The following is a 20,439-nucleotide window of genomic DNA, read 5'->3' on the forward strand; positions in this document are numbered from 1 at the left end:
CCCTAGCGGGCTGGGAGCTCCTGCGCCTGGATCGCGGTGATGGCCACGGTGTTGACGATGTCGCGCACCGTGGCCCCGCGAGACAGGTCGTTGACCGGCTTCCGCAGTCCCTGCAGCACCGGGCCGACGGCGACGGCCCCGGCGGAGCGCTGCACAGCCTTGTACGTGTTGTTGCCGGTGTTGAGGTCCGGGAACACGAAGACCGTGGCACGCCCCGCCACCTCGGAGTCGGGCAGCTTCGTCCGGGCGACCGCGAGGTCGATCGCGGCGTCGTACTGGATCGGCCCTTCGATCATCAGCTCCGGCGCGCGCTCTTGCGCGAGCCCCGTCGCGTTGAGGACCTTCTCGACGTCGGCGCCGCTGCCGGAGGCGCCGGTCGAGTACGACAGCATCGCGACCCGCGGCTCGATGTCGAAGGCGGCGGCCGTCCGTGCCGACGAGATCGCGATGTCGGCGAGCTGGACGGCATCGGGGTCCACGACGACGGCACAGTCGCCGTACACGAGCACCTGGTTCTCGAGGCACATGAAGAACACCGACGACACCGTCGAGACGCCGGGCACCGTCTTGACGACCTCGAGCGCGGGTCGGATCGTGTGCGCGGTCGTGTGGACGGCACCGGACACCATGCCGTCGGCGTAGCCGAGCTCGACCATCATCGTGCCGTAGTACGACACGTCGGTGACCGTCGATCGAGCCTCGTCGAGGTCGACCCCGCGGTGCTGGCGACGGCGGTGGTACTCCTGCGCGAAGTGCTCGCGGTCGTCAGACGTGCGCGGGTCGACCACCCGCGCGGCGGAGACGTCGACGCCGAGGCTCGCCGCCCGCGCCGACACCGCGATCGGGTCGCCCAGCAGCGTGAGGTCGGCGACCCCGCGGCGCAGCAGGATGTCCGCCGCTCGCAGGATGCGCTCCTCCTCACCCTCTGGCAGCACGATGTGGCGGCGGTCGGCCGTCGCCCGGTCGAGGATGGTGTGCTCGAACATCAGCGGCGTCACCGCCGTCGTCCGGGAGACCTCCAGCCGGTCGAGCAGCTCGTCGCCGTCGACGTGCTCGCCGAACAGCGCCAGGGCGGTCGCGATCTTGCGGGGCGAGTCCCGGGTCAGTCGACCGCGCCTCCCGGTGAGCGCCTGGGAGGTCGCGTGCGTGCCGAGGTCGGTCGCGATGATCGGCATCGTCGAGCCGACACCGCGCAGGAGGCGGTCGACCTGCTCGGGAAGGGCGATGCCGCCGTTGAGGACGATGCCGGCGATCTGCGGGAACTCCGTCGACGCGTGCGCCGTGAGCACGCCGAGCACGATCTCGGGACGGTCGCCGGGGGCGATGACCACGGCGCTCTCGAAGAGCCGGTCGAGCACGTTCGGCAAGGTCATCGCGGCGACGACGAAGCCGCTCGCCTCGCGTCCGAGCAGCCGGGCGTCGCCGCGTACGAGGGTGCCCTCGCAGGCCGTCATCAGGTCGGCGACGGTCGGGGACGACAGCACCGGCTCGTCGGGCACCGCGTACACGAGCACGTCGCGGTCGACGAGCGTGCCGGGCTCGGCCGTGATCGCCGCGTCCGTCACCCTGTTGACGATCACCGCGAACAGCTCGGCGTGGTTCGCCTCGAGCTCGGCGACGGTCACGTCGGAGATGCCCTGGACCTCGGCCCGCGTCCGCTCGGCCCCGTTGAGCACCAGCAGCACGGGTGCGGCGAGGTTCGCCGCGATGCGCGCGTTGTACGCGAACTCGGTCGGCGCCGCCACGTCCGTGTAGTCCGTGCCGACGACGACCACGACGTCGCACGCCGCCGCCACCGTCGCGTGCCGCTCGATGATCCGTTCCATCGCAGCGACCGGGTCGGCGTGGATCTCGTCGTACGTGACGCCGACCGCGTCCTCGTACGAGGTGGTCACCGCGTCGTGCGCGACGAGCATGTCGAGCACGTAGTCACGGCCGCCGGTGTCGTGGGCGTCGCCGCGCACGACCGGGCGGAAGACGCCGACCGTACGGACCCGCCTCGACAGCTGCTCGGCGACCCCGAGCGCCACGGTCGACTTGCCGGTGAATCCTTCGACGGATGCGATGTAGACGCTGCTTCCCACGCCTTCGAGCGTAGGGGCGGGCGGTGTCGTACGCCCGCGAGCGGCGGGTCAGCCCCGCGTCATCCCGCCGATTCCCCTGCCCATGTCCCGCCGATCCCCCGGCCCATCCGCCCGGGCGGTGAGTGTGGTCCCACGGGCGAGGGCGTGGGTGGGACCAGGCTCACCGCGGTACGGCGTGGGTGGGACCAGGCTCACCGCGGTACGGCGTGGGTGGGACCAGGCTCACCGCGGTACGGCGTGGGTGGGACCAGGCTCACCGCGGTACGGCGTGGGTGGGACGACACTCAGCCCAGTGTCAGGAGCATCGTGATGTCGTCGCGGTCGTCACCGGGGCCGACACGGATCGCTCCGGGAACGCGCCCGACCTCCTTGTAGCCGCACCGGGCGTAGAAGTCCTCCAGCCCCAGGCCTCCGCGGCAGCTGAGCCTGATCGCCTCGGTGCCGGGCATGCTCCGCGCGAGGCCGGCGATCGCGAGCATGAGCGCGAAGCCCGCCCCACGGCCCTGCGCCTCCGGGTGCACCATCACGGTCTTGGCCCACACCCAGTGCTGCATCAGGCGGTGGGTGTTGCGCTCCACGAAGCCCGCGGCACGCACCTCGTCGCCGTCGAACCCGACCAGCAGACGCATGCGGCCCCGCGCGACGGCGGCGAGCTGGAGGTCGAGGGTCGGCTCGACGTCGTCCTCGGTCACGGGCGGCACGAACCCGATCGCGCCGCCGGCGTTGGACGCGGCGGTCCAGGTGCGCAGGAGCCCGTCGCGCAGTGCGGGGGTCAGGGGCGGATCGACGACGAAGAAGAGAGCCACGCGGGGAACCGTACGACGCCGCCTCGGCCGTGCGGTCACGGTCCCGTGTCGTGGAACGGGGGAGCGGGGTGCTACGGGAACGGTCAGCCCGTCATCGGGCCGACGTCCGTGACCTGCACGACGGCCTCGCCGGCCTCGTCGGAGGCGTCGAGGTGGACGGTCGCGAAGATGCACCAGTCGTGGTCGCCCTCGGGGTCGTCGAGGATCTGGCGGACGTGCCAGACCCGGGTCTCCGCGCCCTCGGGATCGGTGTCGACCACGAGCATCGCCGGGCCACGCGCGTCGGGCCCGGTCCCGAGCGAGTCGTACTCGGCGAAGTAGTCCTGGATCGCCTCCTGCCACACGTCGGCGTTCCACCCGGCGGCGCCGTCCATCGCGCCGAGGTCGACCCACCGGCGCAGCGCCATGAGCTCGACGCGGCGGAACAGCGCGTTGCGGACCAGCACCCGGAATGCGCGCTCGTTGGCCGTCACCGGAGGCGGGCCGGCGTCGAGGGCTTCGTGCTGGGCGATGACGACGTCGACCGAGCCGCCCTCGCCCGACGCGAGCGCCTCCCACTCGTCGAGGAGGCTCGAGTCCGTCTGGCGGACGACCTCGCCGAGCCAGTACGTGATGTCGTCGATCTCGTCGGTCACGTAGCTGTCGGGGACCGTGTGACGCAGCGTCCGGTAGATGTCGGACAGGTAGCGCAGCACGAGCCCCTCGGAGCGCGCGAGCTGATACATGCTCACGTACTCGGCGAACGTCATCGACCGCTCCCACATCTCGCGGGCGACGGACTTCGGCTTGAGCTGGTAGTCGGAGACCCAGGGGTGTCCGGTGCGGTACGCCTCGTACGCGACCTCGAGCTCGTCGCGCAGCGGCTGCGGGTGCTCGACCTCCTCGAGGAGCTCCATGCGCTCCTCGTACTCGATGCCCTCCGCCTTCATCTCCGCGACGGCCTCACCCTTGGCGCGGTTGCGCTGGGCGCTGATGATCGGACGCGGGTCCTCGAGGATCGCCTCGAACACCGACACGACCTCGAGCGCGTACGTCGGCGAGTCGGGGTCGAGGATCTCCAGCGCCGCCACCGCGAACGGGGCCAGCGGCTGGTTGAGCGCGAAGTCCTCCTGCATGTCGATGGTCAGGCGCACCGTACGGCCGTCGGCGTCGGGCTCGGCCAGCTCCTCGACGACGCCACCCTCGATCAAGGTCGTGAAGATCGACTCGGCCTCGGCGAGCATCCGCTCCTGGTCTGCCTCGCTCGCGTGGCTGCCCGTGACGAGGGAGCGTACGGCGGCGCGGGCGTCGCCGGGACGCGCGACGAGGTTGAGCACCATCGCGTGCGTCATCCGCATCCGCGACGCGAGCGGCTCGGGCTGGCCGGTGGAGAGCTTGTCGAAGGTGCGGTCGGACCAGTTGACGAATCCCTCGGGCGGCTTCTTGCGCTGGATCCGGCGGAGCTTCTTGGGGTCGTCGCCGGCCTTGCGGACCATCTTGGCGTTCTCGACCTCGTGCTCGGGCGCCTCGACGACCACGCGGCCGATCGTGTCGTAGCCGGCGCGTCCGGCACGCCCGGCGATCTGCTGGAACTCGCGCACGTGCAGGTGCCGCTGGCGGATGCCGTCGTACTTCGACAGTCCGGAGAACAGCACGGTGCGGATCGGCACGTTGATGCCGACGCCGAGCGTGTCGGTGCCGCAGACGACCTTGAGCAGGCCCTTCTGGGTGAGCCGCTCGACCAGGCGCCGGTAGCGCGGCAGCATCCCGGCGTGGTGGACTCCGACGCCCATCCGGACCAGTCGCGACAGGGTCTTGCCGAACCCCGTCTGGAACTTGAAGTCGCCGAGCTCGGTCGCGATCGTGTCCTTCTCGGCGCGCGTGGTCACGTTGATGCTCGACAGCGCCTGCGCGCGTTCGATCGCCGAGGCCTGCGTGAAGTGCACGATGTAGATCGGTGCCTGACCGGTCGCGAGCAGCTCCTCGACGGTCTCGTGCACGGGTGAGGTGACGTACTCGTGGACCAGCGGCACCGGCCGCTCGGTGCCGGCGACGAGGGTCGTCTCGCGTCCGGTGCGGCGCGTGAGGTCCTCCTGGAAGCGGGTGGTGTCGCCGAGCGTCGCCGACATCAGCAGGAACTGCGCGTGCGGGAGCTCCAGCAGCGGCACCTCCCACGCCCAGCCGCGGTCCGGCTCGGAGTAGAAGTGGAACTCGTCCATGACGACGAGGCCGACGTCGGCGGCGGCACCCTCGCGCAGCGCCTTGTTGGCAAGGATCTCGGCCGTGGCGGCGATGATCGGCGCGTCGGCGTTGACCGAGGCGTCACCGGTCATCATCCCGACCTTGTCGGCGCCGAACATGTCGACGAGCGCGAAGAACTTCTCCGACACCAGCGCCTTGATCGGGGCGGTGTAGAAGCTGCGCCTCCCCTTGGCCAGCGCGGCGAACTGCGCTCCTGCGGCGACGAGGCTCTTGCCGGACCCGGTGGGTGTCGCGAGGATCACGTTCGAGCCGGACACGATCTCGATGAGCGCGTCCTCCTGGGCGGGATAGAGGGTCAGGCCCTCACTCTCGGCCCAGCTGCTGAACGCATCGAACACCAGATCGGCGTCGTCGGACTCCTCGGCGGCAGGCAGGTGGTCGACGAGGCGCATGATGCGTCCATCCTCCCACGCGGGGCCTACCGGGGTGCTCGGCCCGCGTGGTCGCCGGTGCAACAATCGTGGTCATGGTCAGCGAACCCACCTTCCACCGTTATGTCGCCATGGGAGATTCGTTCACCGAAGGCGTCGGCGACCCCGACAAGTCCCGACCGAACGGCCTCCGTGGGTGGGCGGACCGGGTCGCCGAGGTGCTGGCGACGAGGACCGACGACTTCGGCTACGCGAACCTCGCCGTCCGGGGGCGCCTGCTCAAGCCGGTGATCGCCGAGCAGCTCGAGCCGGCGCTCAAGCTCTCACCGGACCTCGTGACGATCTACGCCGGCGGCAACGACATCCTCCGTCCCAAGGTCGACCTCGATCTCCTGGGCGAGCTGTACGACGCCGCGGTCGGCCGTCTCGCCGTCTGCGGGGCACGCGTCGTCGTGTTCACCGGCTTCGATCTCGGCCACGCGCCGGTGTTCGGCAAGCTGCGCGGGCGGGTCGCGGTCTACAACGAGATCGTGCGGGAGATCGCGGACAACCACGGCGCGACCGTGGTCGACTACTGGCGGTTCCGCGAGTTCCGCGACGAGCGCTACTGGGACTCCGATCGTCTCCACATGGCGACGCCCGGCCACAAGCAGATGGCGATCCACGTGCTCGACACCCTCGGCGTCCCCCACGACCTGAAGAAGCCGCGTCTCCCGAAGGCCCTGCCGCCGTCCAAGAAGGAGAAGCGCGACGCCGACCTCGCGTGGGCCAAGGAGTTCGCGATGCCGTGGGTCCAGCGCCGGATGAACGGCACCTCCTCGGGCGACTCGGTGAAGCCGAAGCGCCCGAGCCTCGAGCCGATCTGAGCCGGCGCGCACAGACGCCAGCGCGGTCCACAGGTGTCAGCAGGTGACACTCATGGACCGCACTGCGCAGTCCGGAGCGCTGCACGGGACCGGCGAACCGCCCCACCCGTGCCGTCGGAGCAGCATCGCGAGCTTGAGAGCCGTGGCGCACGGACGTCGATAGACCTGACCCCACCCGAGCCTCGCCGTCGGTCGGCCCTCGACGAGGACGTCGAGGTCGCGCTCGAGGTCGTCGTCGCGCTGTCCGCTCGACTCGTGATAGATCCGGCCGTCGAGCTCCACCACCACGAGTCCGTGCTCGACGTCGCGGTACGCGGTGCGGCCGCCCACCTTCGTGACGAGCTGGCGACGCCCGCGTGGCAAGCAGTGCGGACGCACGACACGATCGAGGTAGCCGTGCTCGAGCACGGAGTGCGTGCCCTCGGCGATGTCGCGCAGCACGGCGATCAGCCATCGTCGGCGCGCGACCCGGGACCGAGCGGCGATCGTGGACACGAGCCGGAGGGCCGTGGTGCGTCGAGACCCGCAGGCGCCGGCCAGCACGGCGACCGCATCGACCTCGTCGGAGGCATCCAGCGCGAGGTCCAGCACGGCCTCCTCGTAGCGCAGGCGCGGGGGCGACGTGTTCCAGAGCACGAGCCCGTGGAGACGGGCCCGTCGTACGACATCGATCGTGTCCGGTGCTGCCTTGAGATTGCGGCCGCGATCGACCGCGACGGTCACGACCTCCTCGCGGGTCGAGTCGAGCCCGTGCCTACGGGCCGCGCGGAGCGCCGACTCACCCGCGAGCGCGGCGGGCCACGCGTACAGCACGGCGCCCCACGCGCGCTGGATCCAGGTCGGGTCCCCGGTGTGGTTCACGAGCACGCCGGGATGCAGGGACACGAGCTCATCCCGTCGGAGCATTCGACGGACGTCGTTCGGGCCGAGCCCGAGCGCGAGGATCTGCCGACGGGCGACGACGCCGCTCTGCGTCGCGAGAAGCTCAGCCACGTCGTCCACGGCGCCAGCGTGGCGTGAGCAGGCCCGACGCGTGCCCGTCGTCCACAGACCGCCAGCGCGGTCCACAGGTGTCAGCAGGTGACACCCATGGACCGCACAGGCCGCCAACGCTCTCTCGATCTGCGCCGCGGCCGTGCCCGCCGTAGCGTCGCAGGATGGACGTGAGGCGCATCACCACGACTCTGTCTGCATCCGCGCTGGGCCTGGCCGTGCTGGCCGGGGTCCCCGCGGCCGAGGCGCACAAGCCAGCGCCGCCCCCACAGCCGACACCCACGTCGTACGGCACGGGTGGCGCGGTCGCCTCCGTCGACGCGACCGCCAGCAGGGTCGGGCGCGACGTCCTGGCCCGCGGGGGCAACGCCGCCGACGCAGCGGTCGCGATGGCGGCGACCCTCGGCGTGACCGAGCCCTACAGCGCGGGGATCGGGGGCGGCGGCTACTTCGTCTTCTACGACGCGAAGAAGCGCAAGGTCTCCACGGTCGACGGACGCGAGACCGCCCCCGCAGGCATCGACCCCGAGACGGCGTTCATCGACCCCGCCACCGGCGCGCCGTACCGGTTCACGCCCGAGCTCGTCTCCTCCGGCGTCGCCGTCGGCGTCCCGGGCACGCTCGCGACCTGGGACGAGGCGCTCGACCGGTTCGGGACGCGCAGTCTCGCCCGGTCTCTCGCCCCGGCCATCGGCGTCGCCGCGAAGGGGTTCCCGGTCGACCAGACGTTCCGCAACCAGACGCTGGACAACAAGGCGCGGTTCGCGGCGTTCCCCGACACGGCCGCCCTGTTCCTGCCGGGTGGTGACGCCCCGCAGGTCGGCACGACCTTCCGCAACCCCGACCTCGCGCGGACCTACGCGAAGATCGCGCTGCGCGGGCCGCGGGCCTTCTACCGCGGTGCCCTCGCCGACGAGATCGCCGAGACGGTGCAGAACCCGCCGAAGGACCCTGCATCCACGCTCCCGGCACCTGCCGGCACGATGACGGCGGCCGACCTGGCGGCGTACGAGGTGGTGAACCAGGCGCCGAGCAAGGTCACCTACCGCGGCCACGACGTCTACTCGATGGCGCCCTCGAGCTCCGGCGGCACCACGGTCGGCGAGGCGCTGAACATCCTCGAGAACTACCGGCTGCGCGGCGGCTCGGGCACGGCGCAGAGCCTGCACCTCTTCCTCGAGGCGAGCGCGCACGCGTTCGCCGACCGCAACGCGTACGTCGGTGACCCGGCCTTCGTGGACGTGCCCACCCGTACGTTGCTGAGCCAGCGCTTCGCCGACTCGCGGGCGTGCGTGATCGACCCGACGACGGCGGCGATCCGGCCGGTGGCGCCGGGTGCGCTCGACGGATCGGGCTGCGGCGCCGCCGCTCGGGCCGAGAAGGAGGACACCGAGAACGTCTCGACGACCCACCTCTCGGTCGTCGACAAGTGGGGCAACGCGGTCGCCTACACGCTGACGATCGAGCAGACCGGCGGCTCCGGCATCACCGTGCCCGGCCGCGGCTTCCTGCTGAACAACGAGCTGACCGACTTCACCGCCGTGTACGACGAGAACGACCCGAACCGCATCGCACCCGGCAAGCGCCCGCGCTCCTCGATGGCACCGACGATCGTGGTCGACGACGGCAAGGTGAGGTACGTGGTCGGCTCGCCCGGCGGCGCCACCATCATCACGACCGTCCTGCAGATCCTCATGAACCGGATCGACCTCGGCATGACGCTGCCGGAGGCGGTCGCGGCCCCGCGGGCCTCGAGCCGCAACGCGCCGACGACTCCGGCGGAGCCGGCGTTCATCGAGGCGTACGGCGCCGCGCTCGCGCCGTACGGGCAGCGGCTGGTGCCCTCCGGCGACGCGTTCACCTCCGCCGCGGAGATCGGGGCGGCCGCGACGATCGAGGTCGGGCGGCACGGAACGATGACGGCTGCAGCGGAGCCGGTGCGCCGCGGTGGCGGCACGGGACTGGTGGTGCGGCCGAAGCGGTGGTGACGGGGGTCAGCGGCGGAGCAGCCGGCCCGTAGGAGCGGTTGGTACGCCGCCGGTGGCCGCGTCGAAGACCGGCTCGCCCCGCAGCAGGGTGCGGGTCACCCGACCGTGCAGGGTCAGCCCGTCGTACGCGGTGAGCTTGTTCTTGTGCGCCAGCGCGTCCGCGTGCACCTCGTACGACGCGCCGGGTGCCCAGAGCACGAGGTCCGCGTCGTGGCCGACCGCGATCGCGCCCTTGCCGCGGACCGTGGCGACGCGGGCGGGTGCGGCGGACATCCACGCGCTCACCCGTTCGATCCCGACACCGCGCCTCAGCGCCGCGTCCGCGACGGCGACGAAGCCGACCTGCAGCCCCGCGATGCCGCCCCACGCCTGCTGGAGGTCGCCGCCGCCACGGGTCTTCTCCGCAGCGGTCGAGGGGGAGTGGTCCGAGACGACGCAGTCGATCACGCCGTGGACGAGCGCGTCCCACAGCGCGTCCTGGTTGCCGCGGTCGCGGATCGGTGGGCAGCACACGAACTCCGCCGCACCGTCGGGCACCGAGGCGGCGTCCAGCACGAGGTAGTGCGGGCACGTCTCGACCGTGAGTGGCAGGCCCTCAGCGCGCGCGTCCGCGATCAGGTCCAGCGCGCGGGCCGACGAGAGGTGGAGGAGGTGCGTCCGGGTCCCGTGCTCGCGGACCGCGTCGATCACCGTCGCGATCGCTGCGACCTCGGCGGCGTCGGGGCGGGAGGCGACGAAGTCCGCGTACGCCCGGCTGGGCGGTGACGGCGCGGCGGCGATCACCGCCGGGTCCTCCGCGTGCACGATCAGCAGCCCGTCGAAGCCGCCGACCTCGCGCATCGCCGCATGCAGCTGGTCGCGGTCGAGCGGGGCGAACTCGGGGACGCCGGAGTCGACGAGGAAGCACTTGAACCCGAAGACACCCTCGTCCTGCAGGCCTTCCAACGACCCGAGGTTGTCCGGGACGGCGCCGCCCCAGAAGCCGGTGTCGACGCGCACCTGGCCGGCGGCGCGCCCACGCTTCAGTGCGAGCGCGTCGGGTGTCGTCGTCGCGGGGATGCTGTTGAGCGGCATGTCGACGACCGTCGTCACACCACCGCGGGCGGCCGCCTCGGTCGCCGTCGCGAAGCCCTCCCACGCGGTGCGTCCTGGCTCGTTGACGTGCACGTGCGTGTCGACGATCCCGGGCAGGACGTACGTGTCGGCGTCGACCGCGACGTCCGCGCTCGGGTCGGCTCCCTCGGCCAGCGCCGAGACGCGCCCGTCGCGGATCGTGATTGTCGCCGGCCGCAGGGCGCCGTCGAGCAGGACGTGCGCCGCGCTGAGGCTGGTCTCGCGCATCGTCAGCAGAATCCGGCCGCCGCGGCCCACACCGGCTCGGCGGCGTCGGCGTCGTCGCGCAGCACGGCCGCCTCGATCAACCCGTACGGCCGGTCGGCCGCGTAGAAGACCTCGCCGGGGTTGTCGAGGCCGAAGGGCGCCAGGTCGACGAGGAAGTGGTGCCGGTTCGGCATGGAGAACCGGATCTCGGCGATCTCGGGCACGGAGTCGAGGACGGCGGCGCCCATCGCGTACAGCGTCTGCTGGAGAGCGAGCGAGTACGTCGCGGCGAACGCGTCGAGCATCGCAGCGCGGACGGTGGCGTAGGCGGAGTCGTACCTGTCGGCTCCGAACGACGCCGGCACGGATCCTGCGTACCGCCAGCGCGCGGTCACCGAGGTCGCGAGGATCCGGTCGTCGGTGTCGGCCAGCGTCGTGTACTCGTCCCGCGGGAACCCGGCGAACTCCGACCCGGTCGACTTGAGCACGACGAGGTCCTTCAGACCCGCGAGCACCGTCGTCGCGTCGCCGTCGCGGACCACCAGCGCCGTACGCGTCTCGGCACCGTCGCGCGAGAACGCATGGTCGTGCCCCTCGGGGGCCGTGGAGGTCGGAATGCGCGACCACGCGTACTGCTCCGCGGCCCAACGACCGCCGGTCACCCACGCGAACGACCCGGTGAAGTGGTCGGCGAGCCGCAGCAGGAACGTCTCGGGAGCGCCGACGCCGTCTCGCGCGAACGCGTACACGGTGTTCTTCTGCGTGTCTGTCGCCACCACGTGCGCGTTGTCGCCCGACGTGTGCGCCGCCGTGAAGTCACCGGCGAGCTGGCTCGTGACCGACAGGTCGGTGACGCGGTGGCGCAGGGTGTCCCGGTCGACCCGTACGAGGCGGACCTCGGCCTTGCCGTACTGGTTGGGGCCGAGCGTGTACGACGCCCTCGGGTCGGCCATGTCAGCTCCCTCGGTAGGTGGAGAAGCCGTACGGGCTGAGCAGCAGCGGCACGTGGACGTGCGCGGCGCCGTCGATCGTGAAGGTGACCTCCACGGCCGGGTAGAACGTCGCGCGGTCGTCGCGGGCGAAGTACGCGTCGGTGTCGAACGTCAGCCGGTAGGTGCCGGCGGGGATGTGCCGGGGACCGAGGTCGGTGATGCGGCCGTCCGTGTCGGTGGTGCCGACCGCCATGGGCTCGACGGCGCGGTCGTCGACGTGGCTGAGCGTGACCGCGATACCGGCTGCGGGGAGTCCGAGGGAGGTGTCCAGGACGTGGGTGGTGACGTGGCTGGTCATGCTCCATCCTTGCCGCTGGGCGGCGCCGCCACCAGCGATTGCAGCCGCAGCATCGCGATCTCGCGGAGCTGGCCCTTGACGACCTCCCGCTCGGTGTCGTCGTCGTTGCCGAGTCGGGTCTCGAGCAGCGCCAGGATCTCCTCGGCGTCGCGCCCCGCGGCACGGACGAGGAAGACCCGGTCGAACCGCTCCTCGTACGCCGCGTTGCCGGCGCGCAGCCTCGCAGCCACGTCGTCGTCGGCGGGGACGCCGGACTGCTCGCGCGCGGACATCGCGGCCTCGGCGGCGGGGCGCCGCGACCGCTCGCCGATGCGGGGGTGCCGCGCGAGGGCGCGGTCGACCTCGGCGTCGTTCCAGCTGCGGGCGGCAGCGTCGGCGTACGCGAGGAGCTGCTCGGTGCTCGCGAACGGGCGCGCGGCAACCACGGTGTCGACCCAGCGGGGGACGTCGGCGCACGCCGTCAGTGCCGCCGCGAGCTCGGCGGGCGGCACCGTGTTGACGGCGGTGAGGTCCATGTCCATGGCGCTAGGCCTCGACGACGTTCTCGTACGCGGAAGCGACCGTCAGCACCGCCGCCTCGAACGCGTCGATCGCGAGCGCGACGTCGTCGCCGCGCACCGACTCGTCCGGGTGGTGCGAGATGCCGTCGTGGCAGCGGACGAACTGCATCGCGACCGGCGTCACCGCGGCCACGGCCATCGCGTCGTGGCCCGCCAGGCTCGCCAGCACCATCGGCTCCTGCTCACCGGTCGTCGCGCGGACCCCGGCGTCGATCGCGCGGCGCAGCACGGGGTCCATCGCAACCGCCGGGGCGTGGTGCGTCTCCGTCGCCTCGAAGGTGAGCCCCCGCTCCGAGCAGTGCGTCGAGATCGCGTCGGCGATCAGGCTCCACGCCCGGTCGCGGTCGGTGTCGTGCTCGGAGCGCAGGTCGAGGGTGAAGTCCGCGCGACCCGGGACGACGTTGACCGCGCCGGGGTGCACCTGCATCGAGCCGACGGTGGCGACGACCCCTTCGGCGCGGGCGATGCGCTCGACGTCGATCACGGCACGGCTGGCGCCGATCAGCGCGTCACGCCGACGGGCGTACGGGGTGCCGCCGGCGTGCCGCGCCTCGCCCACGACGCGCAGCGAGAACCGCCGCGCGCCGGCGATGGCGCGGACCACGCCGAGCGGGAGGTCGGCGGCCTCGAGGTGCGGGCCCTGCTCGATGTGCGACTCGAGGTAGCCGACCAGCGACCCGGGGTCCCGTGCGGCGTCGCCGACCGCCTCCGGCCGCAGCCCGAACGCGGCGAACGCCTCGCGCAGCGTCACACCGACGTCGTCGACCTGGTCCCACCACGCGTGGTCCCAGGTCCCGGCGAGCCCGCGGCTGCCCATCAGCGCAGCGCCGAACCGCGTGCCCTCCTCGTCGGAGAACCCCACGACCTCGAGCGCGAACGGCATCGACGGCATCCGGTCGCGCAGCCGCTCGGCGACGGCGACCGCGACGACGACGCCGAGCGGACCGTCGTACCGTCCGGCGTCGGGCACGGTGTCGAGGTGCGAGCCGAGGAGGAGTGCGGGCAGTCCGTTGGTCGCCCCCTCGAGCCTGCCGCACACGTTGCCGACCGCGTCGGTCCACGTGGACATGCCGGCCTCGTGCATCCACGACGCCGCGAGGGTGTTGGCGGCCGCGTGCTCCGGTGTCAGGTAGAAGCGGTCGATGCGGCCGGCGCGCGCGCTGAGCGTCGCGAGGGCGTCGCACCGCTCCAGCGCCGTACGGGCGCCGGCGAGCGCGTCGTCCACGCTCACGCGTACACCTCCTGAGCGGCCGCGACCCCGGCGCGGGGAGCCGGCGACGTCCCGGCGGCGCGCAGGACCTGCTCGAGCGCGGCGAGGGTGGTGAGGACCGCGTCGCGGCGCGCGTTCCAGCCCATCGTGCCGATCCGCCAGACCCGGCCGTGGAGCGGGCCGAACGACGTCCCGATCTCGATCCCGAAGTCGGTGAGCATCTGGGCCCGCGCCGCGTCGCCGTCGACACCGTCGGGGATCTCGACCGCGACGACGTTGTTCATCGTGTGCGCCTGGTCGCCGAAGAGCACCAGCCCGAGCGCACGGACGCCGGCGGTCATCGCCGACCCGTGCAGGCGGTGGCGCTCGACGGCGGCGTCCATGCCCTCCTCGACGAGCAGCCGCGCGCACTCGCGGGCGCCGTACAGCATCGTCGTCGCCTCGGTGTGGTGGTTCAGCCGTCGCGGGCCCCAGTAGTCGAGGATCATCGCGAGGTCGAGGTAGTTGGAGCGGATCCGCTCGCCGCGGTCGTCGTCGCCGGACTCACGGATCCCCGCCTCGACGTGCCGCCGCCCGTTCACGACGTCAACCGCCGCGTCGGAGAGGCTGATCGGCGCGCTCCCCGACGGCCCGCCGAGGCACTTCTGCAGCCCCGCCGTCGCGACGTCGAGCTGCCAGTCGTCCATCGCGAACGCGTTGCCGGCGAGCGACGCGGTCACGTCGACGTACGTCAGCACGCCGAGCTCGCGGCACACCGCACCGATCTGCGACAGCGGCTGGCACATCGTCGTCGACGTGTCGCCCTGCACCGTCGCGAGGACCTTCGGGCGGACGCGGCGTACGGCGTCGGCGAGCTGCTCCTCGTCGAACACCGTGCCCCACGGCGTCTCGATCACGTGCACGTCCGCCCCGCAGCGCTCGGCGATCTCGCGCAGCAGGTGGCCGAACCGTCCGAGGACCGGCACCAGCACCCGGTCGCCCGGCTCGAGCAGCGACACGAGTGCGGCCTCGATCCCGGCGCGCGAGGTGCCGTCGATCAGCAGGGTGGCGTCGTTCGCGGTCCGGAACACCTCGCGGTAGAGGGCCATCGTCTCGTTCATCGTCGCCGTCATCCACGGGTCGAACTGGCCGACGAGCTGCGCCGACATCGCCCGCAGCACCCGCGGATCGGCGTTCACGGGTCCTGGCCCCATGAGCAGACGCGGAGGTGGGTCGATCGGCGCGACGGGCACGTCCTCCTCCTTCGGTGGCTCGTCGTCAACTCTGGCACCGACGCGCCGTGTCGGCCGGAGAACCCGCTGCTTCCCGCTCCTGTGGAGAAGCGTCGGCCCGTCGGTGACGCCGCATAGGCTGGTGGGGTGCTGACGCTCGACGACCTCGCGGACGAGGCACTGCTGCGTCTGCACATCGATGCGGGCACGATCGCGCGCGGCCGCACCTACGCCCGCGACGGCTACGTGATCGACCTGGACGTCGCGCGCAACCGCGACGGCTACCTGCTCCAGAGCAGCGTCGCCGGCACCAGCGCCGCGAGCTACCAGACGGTCGTCTCGGCACGCAGCGAGCCGGGGCAGCCGATCGAGCTCTACACCGCCTGCTCGTGCCCGGTCAGCCACTGGTGCAAGCACGCGGTCGCCACCGTGCTCGTCGCGCGCGACCGCGCGGTCCGTGCAGAGTCCCCGGCCGGCGATCCCGGGTCTCGCTGGACCCGGGTCCTCGACGACCTGCTCGGCGACGCCGGCGGTGACGACTCTCCGTCCCCGCGCCCGGCGCGGCCGGGGCAGGAGCTGGCGCTGCGGGTCGAGGCCGGCGTGAGCGCCCCGCAGGAGCGGCGCTTCGGCAGGGCCTGGGCCGGTGCCGTACGCCCGGCGCTGAGGTTGCGGCCCGTCACCCGCGGGCGCCGGGGGACGTGGGTGAAGACCGGCGTCGGGTGGCGCGACCTCGTCGTCGCGGACCCGCGCGACGGGCGCTTCGTGCCCGAGCACCTCGACGTCCTGCGGGCGATCCACGGGACGCACCGCGCCCGCTACTCCTACGGCTTCGGCTCCGAGGACGCGCTGCCGCTCAACGCGCTCGGCGGGTCGCTGTGGCGGCTCCTGCGTGAGGCCGGCGAGGTCGGGCTGCCCGTGGTCGCGTCCGGCTTCGGCGAGGTCCGGATCGCGCCGCAGCCGGCGCGGGTGTCGCTCGACGCGCGTGCCGACGGCAACGGCGGGGCGGTGCTCGTCGCCGGGGCAGCCGTGGGGGGTGCGTGGAGACCGGCCGACGACGTCGCCTTTCTCGGCACCCCCGAGCACGGCGTCGCCCTGTGGGACGGCGACGGCGACGACGCGGTCGTCACGCTGGCCCCGCTCGACCGGCCGCTCACGCCGGCGGTCAAGGAGCTGCTCGCCGCTCGCGCCCCGGTGACCGTGCCGCCCGAGGGCATGGATGAGCTGCGCCACACCTACCTGCCGCGGGTGGGACGCCTCCTCGAGGTGACCTCGCGCGACGACTCCGTCCACGTCCCGGACCCGCCGGCGCCGCACCTCGTCCTCGCGACCAGCTGGGTCGGCGGTGCCGAGGCGCGGCTGTCGTGGGCCTGGCACTACCGGAGCCGTGCGACCGGCGAGACGGTGCGGGTGTTCGCGCTCGACGACGAGCCCGCCCCGTACGGCATGCGTGACACGACCGTCGAGGCGGCCGTCCTCGCCGGCATCGTGCTCGACGAGGCCGCGACGGTGCTGCTGCTGCGCGCCGGCACGTCGATGCCCTCTCCCTACCCCGAGCTCGTCCTGCGCGAGATGGATGCCGTCCGCTTCGCGCACGACGTCCTCCCTGGCCTGCGCGCCAACGCGGCGTTCGAGGTGCAGGTCGACGGGCACGAGCCGACGTACGCGGAGGTCGTCGGCAAGCCGGAGATCTCGTTCACCACTGCGCCGACCCCGTCCGGCCGCACCGACTGGCTCGACCTGGAGGTGGTCGTCTCCATCGGAGGACGGCAGGTCGGGCTGGCGACGATCATCGAGGCGATCGCGACCGGCCAGGACAAGATTCTGCTCCACAAGACCGATCGGAAGGGCACCTACCTCTACGTGAGCGTCGACCACCCCGAGCTCGACGCGCTGGCCCGGATGCTCGCCGACGCGCGCGCTCTGAGCGACCGCCGTCGCGACGAGGGCACGATGAGCGTCGCCACGAGCGCGTTCGACCTGTGGGACGAGCTCGACGAGATCGGGGTCGTCGACGCCCAGGCGGCGCGGTGGGTCGCGTTGGCGCGTCGTCTCGCCGGGTCCGAGGGCGTCCCCGAGCTGGAGCCACCCGCGGGGCTCAAGGCGACGCTCCGCCCGTACCAGCGCGAGGGCTTCTCCTGGCTGGCGTTCCTCGCCGAGCACGGCCTCGGCGGGATCCTCGCCGACGACATGGGGCTGGGCAAGACGGTGCAGGCGATCGCCCTGATCACGCACGCCCGCGAGCGCGACCCGGGAGCGCCGCCCTTCCTCGTCGTCGCACCGACGAGCGTCGTCGCGACCTGGGCGGGCGAGGCCGCGGCGTTCGCGCCCGGTCTCGTCGTCCGCACGGTGACCGAGTCGGCTGCGCGTCGCCGTGACTCCCTGGCCGCCGTGGCGGAGGGCGCGGACATCGTCGTCACCTCGTACACGCTGCTCCGGATCGAGGCGGACGACTACGTGGCACTGCCGTGGTCGGGACGCATCCTGGACGAGGCGCAGGCGGTGAAGAACCACCGCGGCAAGACCTACCAAGCCGTACGCCGCGTCGACGCGCCGTTCTCCCTGGCGATCACCGGCACCCCGGTCGAGAACGACCTCATGGAGCTGTGGTCCCTGCTGTCGCTCACCGCGCCGGGCCTCTTCCCGCACCCCAACCACTTCTCCCACGAGATCGCGAAGCCGATCGAGAAGGGGGAGGACACCGAGCTGCTGGCGATGCTCAAGCGCCGGATCCGCCCGATCATGCTCCGGCGCACCAAGGAGCTCGTCGCGGCCGACCTCCCGCCGAAGCAGGAGCAGGTCCTCGAGGTGGCGCTGTCCGCCCGGCACCGCAAGCTCTACGACACGCACCTGCAGCGTGAGCGTCAGCGCATCCTCGGCCTGCTCGAGGAGGCGGGCGACGACGAGGCCGCGCTGCGGCGGCACCGCATCACGATCTTCGCGGCGCTCACCCGGTTGCGGCAGCTGAGCCTCGACCCCGCACTGGTCGACGAGCGCTACGAGGGCGTGGGGTCTGCCAAGACGGACCTGCTCGTCGACCACATCCATGAGCTCGCCGCGGAGGGCCACCGTGCCCTGGTCTTCAGCCAGTTCACGACGTTCCTCCGCCGCGTCCAGGCCCGGCTCGAGCGCGAGGGCATCGACACCGCGTACCTCGACGGCAGCACCCGTGACCGTGCCGCCGCCGTCGACGGCTTCAAGACCGGCGACCAGCCCGTGTTCCTCATCAGCCTGAAGGCGGGCGGCGTCGGGCTGACCCTCACGGAGGCCGACTACGTCTTCGTGCTCGACCCCTGGTGGAACCCTGCCGTCGAGGCGCAGGCGGTGGACCGGGCGCACCGGATCGGTCAGGAGTCGCCCGTGATGGTCTACCGGCTCGTATCGGCGGGGACGATCGAGGACAAGGTGGTCGCGCTCAAGGCCCGCAAGGCCGAGCTGGTCGCCGGTGTGCTCGACGACGAGGCGTTGTCTTCGGGCGCGTTGACGGCGGGGGACCTCGCCGGATTGTTCGACGCCTGACCGCATTGTCAGACATTCCGGACACCTTCGCTGCAACGCCACTGGAGGGACGCCATATTGGGGGAAGGGCGCCGGGGGAAGACGCCCACGACGAGGGGAATCCCGATGGCCGGATCCGAGACCAACACCGGCGGCGCACACGCCCTCCCGTCGAGCGGGGAGATCCAGCCGGTCGTGTCGCTGCCGGTCGCGAGGGCGCTGGCCCTCCTGCGGATGGCGATCGGTTTCACGTTCCTGTGGGCGTTCTTCGACAAGACCTTCGGTCTGACCTTCTCGACGCCGACCGACGAGTCGTGGCTCGACGGCGTGAGCCCCACGGACGGCTACCTGTCGAACGCCGCGGACGGCCCGTTCGAGGGTTTCTACCACGCGATCGCCGGTCAGTGGTGGGCCGACTGGCTGTTCATGCTCGGGCTTCTCGGGATCGGCGTGTCCCTGCTGCTGGGCATCGCCATCCGCATCGGGGCGGCCTGCGGCGCCCTCATGTACTTCCTGATGTGGACCGTCGCTCTGCCGCCGGCGACCAACCCGGTCATCGACGACCACATCATCGGCCTTCTCGCGGTCGTGGTCTGCGGGCTGGCGCTCGCCGGCGACACGTGGGGCCTCGGCCGGACCTGGGGCGCGCTCGACCTCGTGAAGGCGAACGCCTGGCTGCGCTAACCCGTCAGCGCGTCACGGACCGGCACGAGCTTGGCCTGCGACTCGGCGAGCTCGGCCTCGGGAGAGGAGTCGGCGACGATGCCGCACCCGGCGAACAGCCGGACCCGCGAGCCGTCGTACTCCGCTGACCGCAGCGCGATGCCCCACTCCCCGTCGCCGTCGGCGTCGATCCAGCCGACGGGGGCGGCATAGCGGCCTCGGTCGAGGTGCTCGATCTCGGCGATCAGCTCGAGCGCCGTGGACCGTGGGGTCCCGCCGACCGCCGCGGAGGGGTGCAGGGCGGCGGCGAGGTCGAGCGAGGTCGCGGACTCGTGCTCGGCGTCGACCACCCCGGCCACGTCGGTCGCGAGGTGCATCACGTTGGGCAGGTGCAGGACGAACGGCGCCTCGGGGACGTTCGTCGACGAGCAGTACGGCTCGAGCGCGTCGGCGACCGAGCGGACGGCGTACTCGTGCTCCTCGAGGTCCTTGCTCGACCGCGCGAGCGAGCCGGCGAGCGCAAGGTCGCGGGCGTCGTCGCCGGTCCGGCGGATCGTGCCCGCGAGGACCCGCGACGTCACCAGCCCCCGCTCGCGGCGGACCAGCATCTCCGGTGTCGCGCCGAAGAGGTTGTCGACGTGGAACGTCCAGCAGTTCGGGTACGCGGCAGCGAGGCGCCGCAGCGGGGCACGCACGTCGAGCGGGGCGGCGAGGTCCGCGACGAGGTCGCGTGCGAGGACGACCTTGTCGAGGTCGCCGGCCTCGATGCGGCGGACGGCGTCGGAGACGATGGTCTCCCACTGGGCGCCCGACGTGGACCCGTCGGTGAACACGACCCCCTCGGGGCTGGCCGGCTCGTCGGTGGGAGCGACCCGCGGCGTGGGCGCGAGCGCGGACTCGTTGATCGTCGTCACCCAGGTCGTGGCGCCGCGGCGGCCGACCACGACACGAGGCACCACGAGCACCGAGCTGCCTCCGGCGCGGCCACGCGTACGCCCGGAGTCGTCGGCGAACGCGAAGGAGCCGAAGGCCACCAGTCCGCTCCCGGGGACCCCGACCTTGTCTCGTACGACGCAGTGCGCCGAGACCTCGCGCCACCAGGCGCCGGCGTCGGTGAAGCGGTCGTCGCCGGACGTCTCGATCCGGGCGGCCTCGCCCCAGCCGACGATCCCGTCCCCGTCGCGGACCCATGCCAGCGCGCGGTCGGCCGGAAGCAGGTGGGTGAGCGGGACGTCGTCGAGGACGGAGGGCGCCAGCGGGACCGACTGCGCCACCAGTCGGAGGGGGCCACGGAGGGGCACGACGGTGTCGGTCACGTCTGCCAGGGTACGACCCGTGCCG

15 protein-coding genes are annotated in these 20,439 nt (G+C 72.4%); 4 read left to right on the top strand and 11 right to left on the bottom strand.

From position 1 onward, the window contains the following. Positions 1 to 2: 2 nt before the first annotated feature. From pta to GH747_RS13515, 3 genes are all read right to left on the bottom strand, one after another. Positions 3 to 2,084 carry a phosphate acetyltransferase gene (gene pta, locus GH747_RS13505; protein WP_149770140.1) on the bottom strand — a complete coding sequence of 694 codons (2,082 nt, stop codon included), beginning with the start codon at positions 2,082 to 2,084 and terminating at the stop codon, positions 3 to 5. A gap of 284 nt (positions 2,085 to 2,368) precedes the next feature. Further along, positions 2,369 to 2,890, bottom strand: coding sequence for a GNAT family N-acetyltransferase (locus GH747_RS13510; RefSeq protein WP_149770141.1), 522 nt, complete (start codon positions 2,888 to 2,890; stop codon positions 2,369 to 2,371). 83 nt (positions 2,891 to 2,973) lie between these two features. Further along, positions 2,974 to 5,523 (bottom strand): DEAD/DEAH box helicase, encoded by a 2,550-nt coding sequence (locus GH747_RS13515; protein ID WP_149770142.1) that lies wholly within the window; start codon positions 5,521 to 5,523, stop codon positions 2,974 to 2,976. 74 nt (positions 5,524 to 5,597) lie between these two features. On the opposite strand from GH747_RS13515, the gene GH747_RS13520 reads away from it, so the two are divergent. Next, positions 5,598 to 6,368, top strand: a complete 771-nt coding sequence (locus tag GH747_RS13520) for an SGNH/GDSL hydrolase family protein (RefSeq protein ID WP_149770143.1) — start codon at positions 5,598 to 5,600, stop codon at positions 6,366 to 6,368. A gap of 36 nt (positions 6,369 to 6,404) precedes the next feature. Here GH747_RS13520 and GH747_RS13525 read toward each other — a convergent pair whose 3' ends face one another. Further along, a complete protein-coding gene (locus tag GH747_RS13525) occupies positions 6,405 to 7,370 on the bottom strand; it encodes a type IV toxin-antitoxin system AbiEi family antitoxin domain-containing protein (protein ID WP_149770144.1) in 966 nt (321 codons plus the stop codon). Between the two features lie 155 nt (positions 7,371 to 7,525). Between GH747_RS13525 and ggt the strand changes: the two genes are divergently transcribed. Then, positions 7,526 to 9,349, top strand: a complete 1,824-nt coding sequence (ggt, locus tag GH747_RS13530) for a gamma-glutamyltransferase (protein ID WP_149770145.1) — start codon at positions 7,526 to 7,528, stop codon at positions 9,347 to 9,349. A gap of 6 nt (positions 9,350 to 9,355) precedes the next feature. Here the strand turns inward: ggt and allB are convergent, their stop codons facing one another. Genes allB through GH747_RS13560 form a run of 6 tightly spaced genes read right to left on the bottom strand, consistent with a single transcriptional unit; the run spans position 9,356 to position 14,961 of the window. Continuing rightward, on the bottom strand, positions 9,356 to 10,690 hold the full coding sequence (gene allB, locus GH747_RS13535; protein WP_149770146.1) for an allantoinase AllB: 1,335 nt from the start codon (positions 10,688 to 10,690) through the stop codon (positions 9,356 to 9,358). 2 nt (positions 10,691 to 10,692) lie between these two features. Further along, entirely contained in the window at positions 10,693 to 11,622 is a 930-nt protein-coding gene (gene pucL / locus GH747_RS13540) for a factor-independent urate hydroxylase (RefSeq protein WP_149770147.1), read from the bottom strand. A gap of 1 nt (position 11,623) precedes the next feature. Then, a complete protein-coding gene (gene uraH, locus GH747_RS13545; RefSeq protein ID WP_149770148.1) occupies positions 11,624 to 11,959 on the bottom strand; it encodes a hydroxyisourate hydrolase in 336 nt (111 codons plus the stop codon). Next, positions 11,956 to 12,480: a 2-oxo-4-hydroxy-4-carboxy-5-ureidoimidazoline decarboxylase gene (gene uraD, locus GH747_RS13550; protein ID WP_205602941.1), complete on the bottom strand. Its 525-nt coding sequence runs from the start codon at positions 12,478 to 12,480 to the stop codon at positions 11,956 to 11,958. The genes uraH and uraD overlap by 4 nt, the downstream gene beginning before the upstream one ends. 4 nt (positions 12,481 to 12,484) lie before the next feature. Further along, positions 12,485 to 13,750 (bottom strand): allantoate amidohydrolase, encoded by a 1,266-nt coding sequence (locus GH747_RS13555; protein WP_149770149.1) that lies wholly within the window; start codon positions 13,748 to 13,750, stop codon positions 12,485 to 12,487. Next, positions 13,747 to 14,961, bottom strand: coding sequence for a pyridoxal-phosphate-dependent aminotransferase family protein (locus GH747_RS13560; RefSeq protein WP_228552926.1), 1,215 nt, complete (start codon positions 14,959 to 14,961; stop codon positions 13,747 to 13,749). Before GH747_RS13560 ends, GH747_RS13555 begins: the two co-directional genes overlap by 4 nt. A 126-nt stretch (positions 14,962 to 15,087) precedes the next feature. On the opposite strand from GH747_RS13560, the gene GH747_RS13565 reads away from it, so the two are divergent. Beyond that, on the top strand, positions 15,088 to 18,456 hold the full coding sequence (locus GH747_RS13565) for a DEAD/DEAH box helicase (protein ID WP_149770150.1): 3,369 nt from the start codon (positions 15,088 to 15,090) through the stop codon (positions 18,454 to 18,456). A 105-nt stretch (positions 18,457 to 18,561) separates the two neighbouring features. Beyond that, on the top strand, positions 18,562 to 19,119 hold the full coding sequence (locus GH747_RS13570) for a DoxX family membrane protein (protein ID WP_149770151.1): 558 nt from the start codon (positions 18,562 to 18,564) through the stop codon (positions 19,117 to 19,119). Here the strand turns inward: GH747_RS13570 and GH747_RS13575 are convergent. Then, positions 19,116 to 20,414: an isochorismate synthase gene (locus GH747_RS13575; RefSeq protein ID WP_163695617.1), complete on the bottom strand. Its 1,299-nt coding sequence runs from the start codon at positions 20,412 to 20,414 to the stop codon at positions 19,116 to 19,118. The two genes, GH747_RS13570 and GH747_RS13575, sit on opposite strands and share 4 nt — an antisense overlap. Positions 20,415 to 20,439 lie beyond the last annotated feature (25 nt).

This window comes from Mumia xiangluensis, from assembly GCF_010994095.1.
Taxonomy (GTDB): Bacteria; Actinomycetota; Actinomycetes; order Propionibacteriales; family Nocardioidaceae; genus Mumia; species Mumia xiangluensis.